The sequence below is a fragment of the Streptomyces lincolnensis genome (genome assembly GCF_001685355.1).
GTDB classification, from domain to species: domain Bacteria; phylum Actinomycetota; class Actinomycetes; order Streptomycetales; family Streptomycetaceae; genus Streptomyces; species Streptomyces lincolnensis.
In genome coordinates, this window is the sequence record NZ_CP016438.1 from 5,188,194 (window position 1) to 5,201,939 (window position 13,746).

At 68.6% G+C, this 13,746-nt stretch carries 14 protein-coding genes; 8 read left to right on the top strand and 6 right to left on the bottom strand.

Going from position 1 to position 13,746, the window contains the following annotated elements; translation table 11 throughout:
- Positions 1-71: 71 nt before the first annotated feature.
- The 4 genes from aspS to SLINC_RS23125 all read left to right on the top strand — a co-directional run bounded on the left by aspS (position 72) and on the right by SLINC_RS23125 (position 5,036).
- Entirely contained in the window at positions 72-1,835 is a 1,764-nt protein-coding gene (gene aspS / locus SLINC_RS23110) for an aspartate--tRNA ligase (protein WP_067436366.1), read from the top strand.
- Positions 1,836-2,034: 199 nt separating this feature from the next.
- The gene (locus SLINC_RS23115) at positions 2,035-2,430 is read left to right on the top strand and encodes a hypothetical protein (RefSeq protein ID WP_067436368.1); all 396 of its coding nucleotides are present in this window, start codon (positions 2,035-2,037) and stop codon (positions 2,428-2,430) included.
- Between the two features lie 119 nt (positions 2,431-2,549).
- The gene (locus SLINC_RS23120; protein ID WP_067436370.1) at positions 2,550-3,500 is read left to right on the top strand and encodes an intradiol ring-cleavage dioxygenase; all 951 of its coding nucleotides are present in this window, start codon (positions 2,550-2,552) and stop codon (positions 3,498-3,500) included.
- A gap of 198 nt (positions 3,501-3,698) precedes the next feature.
- Positions 3,699-5,036, top strand: coding sequence for an MFS transporter (locus tag SLINC_RS23125; protein WP_067436373.1), 1,338 nt, complete (start codon positions 3,699-3,701; stop codon positions 5,034-5,036).
- Here the strand turns inward: SLINC_RS23125 and SLINC_RS23130 are convergent.
- The 3 genes from SLINC_RS23130 to SLINC_RS23140 form a co-directional block, all read right to left on the bottom strand.
- Complete coding sequence (locus SLINC_RS23130; RefSeq protein WP_310736455.1) at positions 4,955-5,863, bottom strand: FG-GAP repeat domain-containing protein; 909 nt, start codon at positions 5,861-5,863, stop codon at positions 4,955-4,957. The genes SLINC_RS23125 and SLINC_RS23130 overlap by 82 nt on opposite strands.
- Positions 5,864-6,155: 292 nt before the next feature.
- Positions 6,156-7,517 carry an SAM-dependent methyltransferase gene (locus tag SLINC_RS23135; RefSeq protein WP_067436379.1) on the bottom strand — a complete coding sequence of 454 codons (1,362 nt, stop codon included), beginning with the start codon at positions 7,515-7,517 and terminating at the stop codon, positions 6,156-6,158.
- Between the two features lie 188 nt (positions 7,518-7,705).
- Positions 7,706-8,833, bottom strand: coding sequence for an SGNH/GDSL hydrolase family protein (locus tag SLINC_RS23140; RefSeq protein WP_067436382.1), 1,128 nt, complete (start codon positions 8,831-8,833; stop codon positions 7,706-7,708).
- A 489-nt stretch (positions 8,834-9,322) separates the two neighbouring features.
- Between SLINC_RS23140 and SLINC_RS48060 the strand changes: the two genes are divergently transcribed.
- Positions 9,323-9,493 carry a hypothetical protein gene (locus tag SLINC_RS48060; RefSeq protein WP_159425354.1) on the top strand — a complete coding sequence of 57 codons (171 nt, stop codon included), beginning with the start codon at positions 9,323-9,325 and terminating at the stop codon, positions 9,491-9,493.
- 25 nt (positions 9,494-9,518) lie between these two features.
- Here the strand turns inward: SLINC_RS48060 and SLINC_RS23145 are convergent, their stop codons facing one another.
- A complete protein-coding gene (locus SLINC_RS23145; protein WP_067436385.1) occupies positions 9,519-9,884 on the bottom strand; it encodes a PH domain-containing protein in 366 nt (121 codons plus the stop codon).
- 185 nt (positions 9,885-10,069) lie between these two features.
- Between SLINC_RS23145 and SLINC_RS23150 the strand changes: the two genes are divergently transcribed.
- Positions 10,070-11,416, top strand: a complete 1,347-nt coding sequence (locus SLINC_RS23150) for a pectate lyase family protein (RefSeq protein ID WP_067436389.1) — start codon at positions 10,070-10,072, stop codon at positions 11,414-11,416.
- A gap of 107 nt (positions 11,417-11,523) precedes the next feature.
- Here SLINC_RS23150 and SLINC_RS23155 read toward each other — a convergent pair whose 3' ends face one another.
- Positions 11,524-11,949, bottom strand: a complete 426-nt coding sequence (locus SLINC_RS23155) for an ATP-binding protein (protein ID WP_067436392.1) — start codon at positions 11,947-11,949, stop codon at positions 11,524-11,526.
- A gap of 210 nt (positions 11,950-12,159) precedes the next feature.
- On the opposite strand from SLINC_RS23155, the gene SLINC_RS23160 reads away from it, so the two are divergent.
- A complete protein-coding gene (locus SLINC_RS23160) occupies positions 12,160-13,008 on the top strand; it encodes a helix-turn-helix domain-containing protein (RefSeq protein ID WP_067436395.1) in 849 nt (282 codons plus the stop codon).
- A 2-nt stretch (positions 13,009-13,010) separates the two neighbouring features.
- Positions 13,011-13,184, top strand: coding sequence for a DUF397 domain-containing protein (locus SLINC_RS23165; RefSeq protein ID WP_067436398.1), 174 nt, complete (start codon positions 13,011-13,013; stop codon positions 13,182-13,184).
- A gap of 21 nt (positions 13,185-13,205) precedes the next feature.
- Here SLINC_RS23165 and SLINC_RS23170 read toward each other — a convergent pair whose 3' ends face one another.
- Positions 13,206-13,682, bottom strand: coding sequence for a hypothetical protein (locus SLINC_RS23170; protein ID WP_067436401.1), 477 nt, complete (start codon positions 13,680-13,682; stop codon positions 13,206-13,208).
- Between the last annotated feature and the right edge of the window lie 64 nt (positions 13,683-13,746).

Sequence of the window (13,746 nt, forward strand, 5' to 3'; positions counted from 1 at the left end):
GGGCACAGCGGCCCGTTCCCGTCGAGGAGAGCACCCTCGGCAGACCACAAAACGAAGGACGATGAACGACGATGCATCGGTACAGGTCCCACACCTGCGGCGAGCTCCGCGCCTCTGACGTCGGCACCGACGTCCGGCTGAGTGGCTGGCTGCACAATCGGCGCGACCTGGGCGGCATCCTCTTCATCGATCTGCGCGATCACTACGGCATCACGCAGCTGGTCGCCCGCCCGGGCACGCCCGCCTACGAGGCCCTCGACAAGCTCACCAAGGAGTCGACGGTCCGTGTAGACGGCAAGGTTGTTTCACGTGGAACCGAGAACGTGAACCCGGACCTGCCCACCGGTGAGGTCGAGGTCGAGGTCGGCGAGGTCGAGCTGCTCGGTGCCGCCGCCCCGCTGCCGTTCACGATCAACACCGAGGACGGGGTCAACGAGGAGCGGCGCCTGGAGTACCGCTTCCTGGACCTGCGCCGCGAGCGCATGCACCGCAACATCATGCTGCGTACGGCGGTCATTTCCGCGATCCGGCACAAGATGGTGGCCCTCGGCTTCAACGAGATGGCGACCCCGATCCTGACGGCGACCTCTCCCGAGGGCGCCCGTGACTTCGTGGTCCCCTCCCGTCTGCACGCGGGCCGGTTCTACGCGCTGCCGCAGGCCCCGCAGCAGTTCAAGCAGCTGCTGATGATCTCGGGCTTCGACCGCTACTTCCAGATCGCGCCCTGCTTCCGTGACGAGGACGCGCGCGCGGACCGTTCGCCGGGCGAGTTCTACCAGCTCGACGTCGAGATGAGCTTCGTGGAGCAGGAGGACGTCTTCCAGCCGATCGAGAAGCTCATGACCGAGCTGTTCACGGAGTTCGGCGGCGGCCGGGAGGTCACCTCGCCGTTCCCGCGGATCCCGTTCCGTGAGGCGATGCTGAAGTACGGCTCCGACAAGCCGGACCTGCGCGCCCAGCTGGAGCTGGTCGACATCACCGACATCTTCGAGGGCTCGGAGTTCAAGGCGTTCGCCGGCAAGCACGTGCGCGCGCTTCCGGTGCCGGACGTCTCCGGCCAGCCCCGCAAGTTCTTCGACCAGCTCGGCGAGTACGCGGTGGAGCAGGGTGCGAAGGGCCTGGCCTGGGTGCGGGTCGCCGAGGACGGGTCGCTCACCGGCCCGATCGCGAAGTTCCTCACCGAGGAGAACGTCGCCGAGCTGACCAAGCGGCTGTCCCTGGCCGCCGGTCACGCCGTGTTCTTCGGCGCGGGCGAGTTCGACGAGGTCTCGAAGATCATGGGCGCGGTCCGTGTCGAGGCCGCCAAGCGTGCCGGGCACTTCGAGGAGAACGTCTTCCGGTTCTGCTGGATCGTCGACTTCCCGATGTTCGAGAAGGACGAGGAGACCGGGCGGATCGACTTCTCGCACAACCCGTTCTCGATGCCCCAGGGCGGCATGGACGCGCTGGACCACCAGGACCCGCTGGACATCCTGGCCTGGCAGTACGACATCGTCTGCAACGGCGTCGAGCTGTCCTCCGGCGCGATCCGGAACCACGAGCCGGACATCATGCTCAAGGCCTTCGGTATCGCGGGCTACGACGAGGAGACCGTCGAGCGCGAGTTCGCCGGCATGCTGCGCGCCCTGCGCTTCGGCGCCCCGCCGCACGGTGGCATCGCCCCCGGCGTCGACCGCATCGTGATGCTGCTCGCCGACGAGCCGAACATCCGCGAGACGATCGCCTTCCCGCTCAACGGCAACGCCCAGGACCTGATGATGGGCGCGCCGACGGAGCTGGACGAGACCCGGCTGAGGGAGCTGCACCTGACGGTGCGCAAGCCGCAGCCGAAGTAGGCGGCGGACAGCCCGAAGCGAGGCTTCTTACGCGGTGCTGAGGCCCCGGGACGCAAGTCGTCCCGGGGCCATCGCGTGCGTGCGGAGCGTCGTGCACGCATTGTCATGTACCCGTTACCCATGTGATCACAGGAGTGTGACCTTCCGCAGGCGAGGGTGTTCGCCTGCGTGATCACGAACCGAGTGGGGGAACGCCGAAGTGAAGCGACTGAAGACCACGATCGGGCTGGTGACGGGTGCCGCGGCCGCCGTCGTCCTGGCCGCCGGGCCGGCCAATGCCATCAGCATCTGGATGTCCACCTCCGACAACGCGGGTTCGGGCTACTTCCAGAACTACGACGACACCATCGGCGTCTCCGACACACAGGGCGACGGCATGAGCACGGTCACCCGCTGGGAGACCGACTACGGCCGCTCCGGCACCTGTGTGGACTCCAACGGCGCCGACAACGGCTACAAGGTGTGCGACTACGACTTCGACGAGGACGGCTACGGGCGCATCAAGGTGTGCCTGCGCGACTACAGCAACGACATCGGCTGGATCAACTGCTCCACGTGGAGCGACTGGCACCCGGTCCGCGGTTTCGTCCGCTAGGACCATCAGGAGGGCCTCAGGTCCTGTCCACCGTCGTTTCCGAGCCACTTTCGAACGCAGGGCTCTTGCCCAGCTCTTACCCATCCCGCTGACAGGTGCCGCCCCTAGCTTCGCTGTCCATGACGGGAAACCAGACGGCCGAAGGGCCGAAACACAAGCGGGATCTGACGCGCCGCAAGGTGGTCGTGGCGGGCGGCGCGGCGGTGGTCGCCGTGGGGGCCGGTAGCGCTCTGGCGATGACCGCCTCCGCGGACGAGACGGGCTCGACGACGGCGAGGCCCACGTCGAGTTCCGGGTCGAGCGGCGCGGAGGTCTGTTACCGGCTCACCTCGGAGACCACCGAGGGGCCCTACTACATCGACGCGGACAAGATCCGCCGGGACATCACCGAGGACAAGGAGGGTATTCCGCTCACCCTCGACCTCAAGGTCGTCGACTCCGAGACCTGCAAGCCGATCGCCGACGCGGCCGTCGACATCTGGCACTGCGACGCGCTCGGCATCTACTCCGGTTACGAGGACGCCTCGACCGGCGGTGGCGGCACGCCTCCCACCGGCGCGCCCACCGGCGCCCCCACGGACACCCCCTCCGGCACCCCGACCGGTGAGCCGCCGTCGGGCGCGCCGACCGGAGGGACCGGCGGGGTCCATGAGGAGCCCACCGACGACGAGCGGTATCTGCGCGGCACCTGGAGGACCGACCGGCAGGGCCGGGTCACCTTCAGGACGATCTTCCCGGGCTGGTACCGGGGCCGCTGCGTCCACATCCACACCAAGGTGCATGTGGACGGCGAGTGGACCGACGCCGGTTACGAGGGCGGGCACTCCTGCCACACCGGCCAGTTCTTCTTCGACGAGGAGTCCGTGCTGGCCTCCGCCGAGGTCGAGCCGTACTCCACCAGCACCACCGAGCGCACCACGCTCACCGAGGACACCATCTACGACCAGAGCGGCGCCGCGGGCGGTCTCCTGAAGCTGAAGTACAACCGGAAGAACATCGCCAAGGGGGTCGTCGGCTCCCTCACGATGGGTGTCGATCCCGAGGCGACCAACACCGGCGGCGGCACCTGACCCGCTGACCCGCTGACCCGCTGACCCGCTGACCCGCTGACCCCGTGGTCCGGGTCGATGGGTGCGCGCGATGACCGCACGTTCACATATGTGGAGCTTCGCCCAGCCCATTGACCCGGAACACGGGCCTCCGTAAGGTCCCGAGGTGCCCGCGTACGTGATTGCTGTTCACGTATGTGCACCATGAGGGAGACAACGATGTCAGAAGTCGTGATACCAGACGCCGAACGCCGGGCCGTCACCAAGTTCCTGCGCCGCATGCTGCCGCTCCTCGTCCTGATGCTGCTGGTCAACCAGATGGACCGGACGAACGTCGGCTTCGTGCAGGACGAACTCAGGGCCGACGTCGGGGTGAGCGCCACCGCCTACGGCCTCGGCGCGGGCCTCTTCTTCATCGGCTACGCGCTGTTCGAGGTGCCCAGCAACATGCTCCTGGAGCGCTTCGGCGCCCGGGTGTGGCTGACCCGCATCATGATCACCTGGGGTCTGGTGATCGTGGCGATGTGCTTCATCCACAACGTCACGATGTTCTACGTCCTGCGCTTCCTGCTCGGTGTCGCGGAGGCGGGCTTCTTCCCCGGTGTGCTCCTCTACTTCACCCAGTGGCTGCCCGACTCCAGCCGCGGCCGGGCCAACGCGATCTTCCTCGGCGGCTCGGCCACGGCGTACATCGTGACGGGGCCCATCACCGGGGCGCTCCTCGAAATGCACGGCGTGGGCGGATTCGCCGGCTGGCGCTGGATGTTCGTGCTGGAGGGCGTCTTCTCGATCGTCGTCGGGATCGTCGCCGGGTTCTTCCTGGTCTCGCGCATCGAGGAGGCGGGCTGGCTCACGCGGGAGGAGAAGGACGCGCTGGCCTCGGCGGTCGCCCGGGACGAGGAGGCCCGCACCCGGGCGCCCAAGGTGTCCCGCCTCAAGCTCATCCTGCACCCGCAGGTCGCCCTGCTGACCGGTGTCTTCTTCGCGATGGCGCTCACCGGGTACGCGATCACCTTCTGGCTGCCGAGCCTGGTCGACGACATCGGCGGACTCTCGCCGTTCCAGGTCGGACTGCTCTCGGCCATCCCGTGGATCTGCGCGGTGATCGCGATGTACACGGTCAGCCACTACACCGACAAGGCCCCCGACCGCCGCCCCTACCTCGCGATCGCCCTGGTCCTGTCGGCCGTCGGCACCTTCCTGGCCACCCTGGGCTCCCCCTGGTTCGGCCTCGCCGCGCTCACCCTCGCCGCCGTCGGCGGGAAGTGCGCGGCCTCCCTGTACTGGCCGATGGCCCAGTCCGGCCTCGACCTCAAGATCGCCGCGCCGGGGCTGGCCGTGGTCAACTCCATAGGAAACCTGGGCGGTTTCGTCTCCCCCTTCCTCTTCGGCTACCTCCAGGACACGACCGGCAGCACCAAGGGGGGCCTGTACACCCTCTCCACCGCCTCGCTGCTCGCCGTCATCGGCGTGATCTACATCAAGAACACCCGCGGAAAGACCGGCGGCCTGTCCCGGACCGCCACGGAGAGCGGCCGGCGGCCGGTGGCCTCCTGAGCGGAGGCGGCGCGGTCCGTCGGACGATCCAGAGGAGGCCGTTGCCGCCGATGAGCGTGCTGTCGGCCTGCGTGAGCCCGACCGAGGCGGCCGTGAACAGGCGGCTGCCCGTGGCGGTCGGGCGGGAGGTCCCCCACCGCGCCGGTGTAGTTGTTCTCACCGGCCGCGCCGACGAACAGCTCGGGCCGGCCGTCCTTATTCACGTCCCCGGCCGAGACCGTCGCGCCGGTACCGAGGGCGCCCGAGCGGCGGCCCGGGACGACGGTCACCTGGCCGGCATCGGCCTTGGCGAGGTCCTCGTACGGGGAGCCCACCACGATGTCGGCGAGGCCGTCCCGGTTCAGGTCCGTCACGGCCGGCGCGGCGCCGAAGTCGTCGCCCTTCTCGCTCGCACCCGGGACGCCCGCGGTGTTCTGGGTGATCTGCACGGGCTTCGCGTCGGTCAGGACGCCGTTCCTCGAGCCGTGCCAGATGAGGACACGGCCTCCCAGCGCGCCGTCCGTCCCGTCGGCGTCGGGCTCGTCGGGGTCGCCTGCCACGAGGTCGTGGTATCCGTCGCCGTTGATGTCGCCGACGGCCGCGATCAGGCCGTTGCCCTGCTGGAGTTCGTTGCCGATGAGGGGATCCGCGTAGACCTGGCCGCCGCTCAGTCCGTCGAGACGGGTGGTGACGACGGCGGGATCGGGGACGCCCTGGCGGTCGAAGTCGCCCAGCGCGACGGACTCCACGGAGGGGGTGTTCCGGTTGTACTCGACGGAACCGTAGGAGCCGGACTCCGGTGCGGTGACGGTCCTCTGGGGCAGCCGGAGCGGGCTGACCAGCGGCACGGACCTGCCCTCGCCCGCCACGGCCGCCGACGATCCCGCGTACTACGGCCTCGACGTCTCCGCGCTCAGCCTTGGAGCCGGCGCCGCGACACGGATCGCCGTCGCCGGGTACGACGGATCCGTGTTCTCCAGCGGGCCGTTCCGCCGGACGGACCTGGGGCATGCCGATCTCGGCCGGGTCGACCGGGGGCCTCCGCAATGCATGACCGTTGAGCAGGACGGTGTCAGCAGGCAGCACATCAGGCGGGCTGCGGCGTGTCCCACCCACCGACGGCACCGGACCGACGCCTCGTCAGGCGAGCGCCGAGGTCGAGGTCGAGGCCGAGGCCCCCACGAAGTCCCTGCGCAACGGCATGCCGGACCGGCCGTCACCGCCGGTCCTGACCGCCAGCACCTGGTTGACGCCCATCGTGTTGGTCTCGAACCCGACCGCCGACGCCGCCATATACAGGCGCCATACCCGCGCCCGCCCGGGCGAGGTCAGCTTGACCGCCTCGTCCCAGTGCGCTTCGAGGCTGGCCACCCACTCACGTAGCGTGAGGGCATAGTGCTCGCGCAGGGACTCGACGTCGCGCACCTCGAAGCCCGCTTCCTCCAGCAGCGACACGGTGGAGCCCATGGGAGCCAGCTCGCCGTCGGGGAAGACGTACCGGTCGATGAAGGGGTCCATCCGGTACTTCCCTTCGTCCCGCACAGGACGCCGCGCTATCTGGTGGTTGAGCAACCTCCCGCCGGGCTTCAGCAGTTGATGCAGGATGTCCACGTACTCTCGGTACCGCTTCCCGCCCACGTGCTCGGCCATACCGATCGAGGAGATCGCGTCGAAGGGAGAGTCGTCGATCTGGCGGTAGTCCTGCACCCTGATCTCCACCAGGTGCTCAAGCCCCGCCGCGGCAACACGCTCGCGAGCCAGTGCCGCCTGCTCGTCCGAGATGGTGACCCCTACGACCTGTACGCCGTAGCGTTCGGCCGCGTGCATGGCCATCGAGCCCCAGCCGCAGCCCACGTCCAGCAGCCGCTGCCCCTTGCGCAGAGCGAGCTTGTGGCAGACCAGGTCCAGTTTGGCCTCCTGGGCCTGCTCCAGAGTGTTGTCGGAGCCGGAGGACGGGTCGCCCTGCCAGTAGGCACAGGAGTAGACGAGCGAGGGGCCCAGGACCAGGGCGTAGAAGTCGTTGCCCACGTCGTAGTGGTGGCTGATGGCCGCCTTGTCACGGCGCATGCTGTGCGCGGGACCGCGACGGCGCACCACCTCCTCGGCCGGCGGTGCCGGCGGGAGCACGACACCCGCGAGGCCGAGCGTCCGGCTCACGGTACGCAGGCTGCCGGGTGTGGTCAGCACGCTCAGCGCTCCGCGGAGCGCCGCCGTGCGGCTGCCGGACTCCTCCCGTTCCCACAGCAGCGTCGAGATGCGTTTCAGCAACTCGTACAGGTCGCCGTCGACTTCGAGGTCTCCGGCCACCCAGGCGCGGGCAAGCCCCAGCTCGCCGGGCCGCCACAGCAGGCGCCGCAGGGCTTCGCGGTTGTGCAGGACGAAGGCCGGCCCGTCCTTGGGGCCGGCCGTGCTGCCGTCCCAGAGGCGGATTCCCACGGGCAGGGGGAGACCCAGTACTTGTTCACTGAAGCGGGCCAGAACTGCTGCGGCTGGTTCGGTCATGTGAAACCTCTCAGTTCAAAACGCGGGCCTTCTCCACCGGCCCCACATCGGCCGGCAGCTGGTGGGCGTAGGAGCGGGGGATGGAGAACACCCGTGTGTGACCGTGCCCATCGCGCTGTGCCTTGCGCAGCAGGCCGTCCGCGACATCGTGGGCGGCCTGCTGTCGTCCGGGATCTACTGACTGACTGTCAGCTCTCGTTTGTCGTACGGCGCCTGCGCGCGAAGTAGACCGCGGCGCTGCCGGCCGCCACGACGGCGAGACCGGCACCCGCGAGGACGGGGGTGCTGCTCGACGCGCCGGTTTCGGCGAGGTCTCCGTTCGTGGACGGCTGGTTCGCCCCCGTGTCGCTGCCGGTGCCGCTGCCGCTGCCCGTGCTGGTGCCGGGCTCGGGCGTGGCCGAGTCGTCAGGGGTGGGGGTAGGGGACGGACTCGCACCGGGCACGTCGGTGTCGGCGAGCTGCGCCGCGAAGGCGCCGGCGATCACCTTGTGGCCGTCGGCGTTGGGGTGGGGGTCCTTCATCGTGCACGCCCAGGTCAGCTGGCAGATCTTGGCCACGCTCACCGGCGCCTCGCCCGCGCCGGGCACGTTCACCTGCGTGGTGAAGTCGTCCGAGGAGAAGGCCCCGGCCACGTCCGCCACCTTGAAGCCGGTGGACTTGAACACCTGGGTGATCCCCGTGTTGGCGGCCTTGACCAGGGGTGCCGACTCCTTGGCGGCCTGCTGCCCCCCGGCGCCCTGAAGCCAGGCCCCCAGGAACGGGTTGTGGTAATTCGAGCCCACGAACTGCGTGTTCTCCGTGCCCGCCTCGCGGAGCGCGCCCGCGATCTGGGCGAGGTTCTTCGCCATGGTCTGGCTCCGGCTGTTCAGGCACGCCCCGTCGAGGGTGCCGGCCGGGCCGACGCAGTTGAGGAGGATGTCGTTCGCGCCCACGCTGAGGGTCACGTAGGCGACCTTGCCGCGGTGCTGGGCCAAGGCCTGCAGGGCGGCGTCCAGTTGGGACTTGGCGTTCGGGTAGTCGCACTTGCCGCCCTTGATCAGAGACTCGGTGGTCTCAGCGGTGCAGCCGAGGCGTATGTGCTTCAGTCCGGGGGTGCGCTGCTTGAGCTGCGCGTAGAGATCGTCGGTGTAGGCGAGGTCGGTGTCCTTGTCGACGTCCGGCTGGTAGCCCGTGGTCAGGGAGTCGCCGAGCGAGATGTAGTACGTGGCGTCCTTGCCGTTGGTCGCCTCGTCGGCGATGGCCGGTCCGGGCGTGCTCAACGCGATCGCCGCAGCAGAGATGGCCAGTCCGGGGCCGAAACGCTGGAGGTATCTCATCACTTGGTGCACTTTCAGTTGTTTGTGGGGGCCCGAAATGCCGAACGGCACGGGGGGAGAGAGATGGTGGGAAGCAGCGCAACTCAGCCGCCACGGTTCCCGGGCACCCGAAGAAGGCTTAGATGGGATGTATGCCGCCGATGAGATTGCGGGTTCTGCCCGGGTTCATTTCGGGTGCGGGCGTCAATCTAGGGGGCAGGCCACCGGCTTGGCTGTGGGAAGGCCGACAAAGTGACGGGTCCTTTGACTCGTGTAACTGCCAAAATGGTCCCACCAATTCGCACTTGGTGACGGGACCCGTTGGTAGCCTGTCTGTCGGTGTTCGACTGGGGAGGAATTCTCCTCTCAGAAACAGGCACCGAGGCTGTCTGGTGCTGGTGCTGCTCCTAGGCTGAGAGTGCTCGGGGCATGCGGATCTCCTCCGCGTAGTTGGCCATCACGCGGGCAGGCCGGGGCTGACCGTGCGACGTATGCGCGACGGTCAGGGTGATGGCCCGGGACGGCCGGGTCGCGGTGGAGGGACGGACGTACGCCGTCTCGAACCGGCCGGGCGGGGTGACGCCGTACTACTACGCGGGCGGCGAGGTCGCGGGGCGGCGCGTCCCCGCCGGCTGGTACAGCGTGCCGTGGTGGATGGCGGCGGCAGCGGTGCCCGTCTGAACCGCCACCACCCCGCCGCCCGGCGCTACTTCGCGACGAACTGCGTGAGGATCGCCTGCACCTCGTAGATGTCGACGCCCTTGGTGAAGGTCTTCTGGATCGGGACGGAGTTGCCCGAGACCCAGATCTTCAGCTCGGCGTCGAGGTCGAAGGTGCCGGCGGTCTCCACCGCGAAGTGGGTGATGCTGCGGAAGGGGATGGAGTGGTACTCCACCTTCTTGCCGGTGATGCCCTGCTTGTCGACCAGGAGCAGGCGGCGGTCGGTGAACAGGATGACGTCGCGGACCAGTTGGTACGCGGCCTGCACCTGCTCGCCGGGGCCCAGCAGACGGGCGTAGTCCTGCTGCGCCTGGGCCGGGTCGACGGTGTGCGCGTTGCCGAAAAGTGCCATGGTTGTGGATCCCCCCACTTGTGCCGGTAAGTCACCGGCTTCACATGATCTTCCGGATGTATACCGTCTGCGGGGGAAGTGTGTACAGGCTTGTGGAAGATGTGATCGGAAACGGCAACCCTTCGGTTTCCTGCGGCCACTGACGGGATGACAGCACGTCACCCCATCACCGTAAGGACCCGTTCGTGGCAACCCCCTCGCACCGCCGCTCCCTCCGCAAGCGACGCACCCTCCTCGCCTCCGCCGCAGCCGTCGCGGCGACCGGTCTCGGTGCCTCGTACTTCGTGATGAGCGCGAACGCGGACGCCGTCGACCTGTACCACCAGACGCTCGCCGCCAAGGACGGCTGGGCCTCCTCCGGCACCGGCACGACCGGCGGCACGAAGGCCGACGCGGCGCACACCTTCACCGTCAGCACCCGCGCGCAGCTGGTGAAGGCCCTCGGCTCGGCCTCCGACACCACCCCGCGGATCATCAAGGTCAAGGGCACCATCGACGCCAACACCGACGCCGCCGGCAAGAAGCTGAGCTGTGCGAACTACGCGTCGGGTACGGGCTATTCGCTGACGTCGTACCTGAAGGCGTACGACCCAGCGGTGTACGGCCGCTCCAAGCTGCCGTCGGGCACGCAGGAGACGGCGCGGGCCGCCGCGCAGAAGAAGCAGGCGGCGAACATCGTCTTCAAGGTGCCCGCCAACACCACGCTCGTGGGTGTGCCGGGGACGAAGGCCGGCATCACCGGCGGCATGCTCCAGATCCAGAACGTGGACAACGTCATCGTCCGCAACCTGACCTTCGCCGCCACCGAGGACTGCTTCCCGCAGTGGGACCCGACCGACGGCGACGAGGGCAACTGGAACTCCAACTACGACTCCGTCACCCTGCGCGGCGCGACCCACGTCTGGGCGGACCACAACACGTTCACCGACGCCCCGCGCTTCGACGGCGCCAACCCGGAGTACTTCGGCCGCGAGTACCAGATCCACGACGGATCCCTGGACATCACCAAGAGCTCCGACCTGGTGACCGTCTCCCGCAACCAGTTCACCAACCACGACAAGACGATGCTCATCGGCAGCAGCGACAGCGAGCCCGCCGGCAAGCTGCGCGTCTCCATCCACCACAACGTGTGGAAGGGCATCGTCCAGCGGGCGCCCCTGGCCCGCGTCGGCCAGATCCACATCTACAACAACCTCTACGACGTGACGCCCCTGAACGGCTACGCGGTGCAGTACAGCATCAACTCCCGCGCCAAGGCCCAGGTCGTCGCGGAGAACAACCACTGGAAGGTCCCGGCCGGCGTGAAGGTCGCCAAGCTCCTGAGCGGTGACGGCACCGGCGCGATCAAGGGCACGGGCAACCAGGTCAACGGCACGGTGACGGACCTGGTCGCCGCCTACAACGCCGCGTCCTCCAAGGACCTGAAGACCACGGTCAACTGGACGCCGACGCTGACGGCGGGGCTGGAGTCCTCGGCGAAGAGCCTGCCGACGTCGCTGGGGGCGACGACGGGGGCGGGGGTGCTGTCGTAACGCACGCGGTGTGGGGCCGGGGCCCGGGGCGGAACGGTGCCCGGGCCCATGGCAGAAGGAAGCTCTCCCCCATCTCCGGTTCGAACGTACGGGGAACGGAGGAACGTTCAGGCCGCGGAGGTCAGTTCGCACCAGATGTACTTTCCGGTGCCGACGATGTTCCGGGTGTCCCGTTGCTGCACCCAGCCCCAGGTGTCGGCGCACTCCCGGACGAGCGTGAGGCCGCGGCCCGTCTCGGCCTCCGGGGTGGTGTGACGGCTCGGGCGCGGTGGTGTGGGGTCGGCGTCCCAGACGCCGATGCGGAGGGTGGTGCCTTCCGCGCGGAGCCTTATGGCGGCGGGGCCCTTCGTGTGCTGTACGGCGTTGGTGACCAGCTCGGTCACGAGGAGTTCGGCGGCTTCCGCGAGGTGGGGGAGGCCGTGCGCGGTGAGGATCTGGCGGAGGGTGCGGCGGCAGATGGGCACGGCTCGGGGGTCGTTGGGGATGTAGAGGACGTACTCCCACGGTTCGGGTCCGGATTCGGTTTCGGGCATGGGGCAGCTCCAGGTAGGTGAGGTGGGGTGAAGCGGCTCGCGGGCGGTGGCAGTGTCGCGCCGTCATGGCAGGGCGGGGCGGTGCGCTTCCGGGGCTCCCGGTGTTCCGCAGAGTGTGCGTCGCGTCACTGACGGTAGAGAATAAAGTTAGTACGCCGCAACCCGTTGTCGTAGTCTGGTCACTCGATGTGGTGGAACGGGGAGGCGTAGGTGCCACGGAAGCAGCCGACGGCCCGACAACAGCGGCTGGGACGGGAGTTGCGCAGACTGCGGGAAGCGGCAGGGCTCACGGCGCGGCAGGCGGCAGGGCAGTTGGGCGTGATCTCCGTGACGATGAGCCAGATCGAGTCGGGTGTCGCGGGAGTCAGCGAGGCTCGGATCCGCAGAATGGCCGCTCAGTACGCCTGTGAGGACGCCGAGTTGATCGACGCGCTCGTGGAGATGGCGACGATCCGTGTCGACGGGTGGTGGGAGGAGTACCGGGAGCTGCTTCCGCCGTCGTTCCTCGACCTGGCGGAGCTGGAGCATCACGCGAGCTTCGTCCAGGAGGCCGGCACCACCCACGTCACAGGGCCCTTGCAGACCGAGGACTACGCCCGTGCCGTCTTCGCCTACTGGCGTCCGGAGCTCCCGGCCGACGAGCTGGAGGCGCGGGTCGCCCACCGTATGAAGCGCAAGGCGGTTCTCGGCCGGAACGGCGAGTGTCCCTACACGGCGGTGCTGCACGAGTCGGTGCTGCGGACTCGCGTCGCCGACCGAAGAGTGGCATGTGCCCAGCTGGACGAGATTCTCGGGCAGTCCGAGCGTCCTGGCATCACCGTGCGGGTGATTCCGTTCAGGGTCGACGGATTCGCCGGGGCGAGTGCGGCCCTGTTGTACGCGGGTGGACGCGTGCCGGCACTGGACACCGTGCAGAAGGACACCCCGTCCGGCTCTGGCTTCGTGGATGCGGCCGCACAGCTCCAGTCGATGCGAACACTCTTCCGTAAAGTGGAGTCGGCATCGCTTGAGCCCGCACCGTCGCGGGACTTCATCCACCGCCTCGCGAAGGAGCTGTAGACGTGATCCAGTGGCAGAAGTCGTCCTTCTCCAGCGGCTCGGACGGGTCCTCCTGCGTTGAAATCGCCCACGCCGAAGACTCGTTGCTCCTCCGTGAGAGCGATGACCCCGACCGAATACTGCCCGTCACTCGTGAGGGTCTGTCCGCCTTGTTGAGGGCGGTCAGGGAGGCGTAGGGCAGGATTTCGGCCGTCCGCTCACGTGTCGTACGTGCCGTCCCACGGTTCGCCGAAGGCCAGACGGTCCGGGTAGAGCTCGGCCCACTCCTCGCCGTCGTCCTCGCGCATCACCAGGCCGAAGAGGACGCCGTCGTGGGTGACGCGGAACGGGCGGATCGCGATGTCCGTGTAGGAGCGGCGGGGGAGGCTGCGCAGCAGGGTCCCGCGGTGGACCTGGGCGCGGGTGAGGGGTGAGGCGACGCCTTCTGGGATGCGCCGCTGCTCCGCCCAGGTGCCGGCGCACCAGATGTCCGAGTCACGGTAATTGCCCTCGGTGTCGAAGGTGTGCAGCACCGCATACAGACGTTTCTGCTCTTCCCAGCCCTCTTCCAGCCGGAATCCCTCAGGGAAGGCATACGTGATCGACGCCAGGAACTGACCGTCCGCATACCGCCCGATCGTCTCGGTGCGGTGCTTCGGCTCGTACGCGATCGGAATGACCCCGGGCACTGCCATGGCGCAAACCTTACGGCTTGGCGCGGACACGGCAGCGCCGGGGTGGCCCAGGGCCGGACTCGGG

Excerpts from the sequence above, each read along its gene's own strand:
- aspS (WP_067436366.1), top strand. The coding sequence starts at position 72 with ATGCATCGGTACAGGTCCCACACCTGCGGCGAGCTCCGCGCCTCTGAC.
- SLINC_RS23120 (WP_067436370.1), top strand. The coding sequence starts at position 2,550 with ATGACGGGAAACCAGACGGCCGAAGGGCCGAAACACAAGCGGGATCTG.
- SLINC_RS23125 (WP_067436373.1), top strand. The coding sequence starts at position 3,699 with ATGTCAGAAGTCGTGATACCAGACGCCGAACGCCGGGCCGTCACCAAG.
- SLINC_RS23135 (WP_067436379.1), bottom strand. The coding sequence starts at position 7,517 with ATGACCGAACCAGCCGCAGCAGTTCTGGCCCGCTTCAGTGAACAAGTA.
- SLINC_RS23140 (WP_067436382.1), bottom strand. The coding sequence starts at position 8,833 with ATGAGATACCTCCAGCGTTTCGGCCCCGGACTGGCCATCTCTGCTGCG.
- SLINC_RS48060 (WP_159425354.1), top strand. The coding sequence starts at position 9,323 with ATGGCCCGGGACGGCCGGGTCGCGGTGGAGGGACGGACGTACGCCGTC.
- SLINC_RS23145 (WP_067436385.1), bottom strand. The coding sequence starts at position 9,884 with ATGGCACTTTTCGGCAACGCGCACACCGTCGACCCGGCCCAGGCGCAG.
- SLINC_RS23155 (WP_067436392.1), bottom strand. The coding sequence starts at position 11,949 with ATGCCCGAAACCGAATCCGGACCCGAACCGTGGGAGTACGTCCTCTAC.
- SLINC_RS23170 (WP_067436401.1), bottom strand. The coding sequence starts at position 13,682 with ATGGCAGTGCCCGGGGTCATTCCGATCGCGTACGAGCCGAAGCACCGC.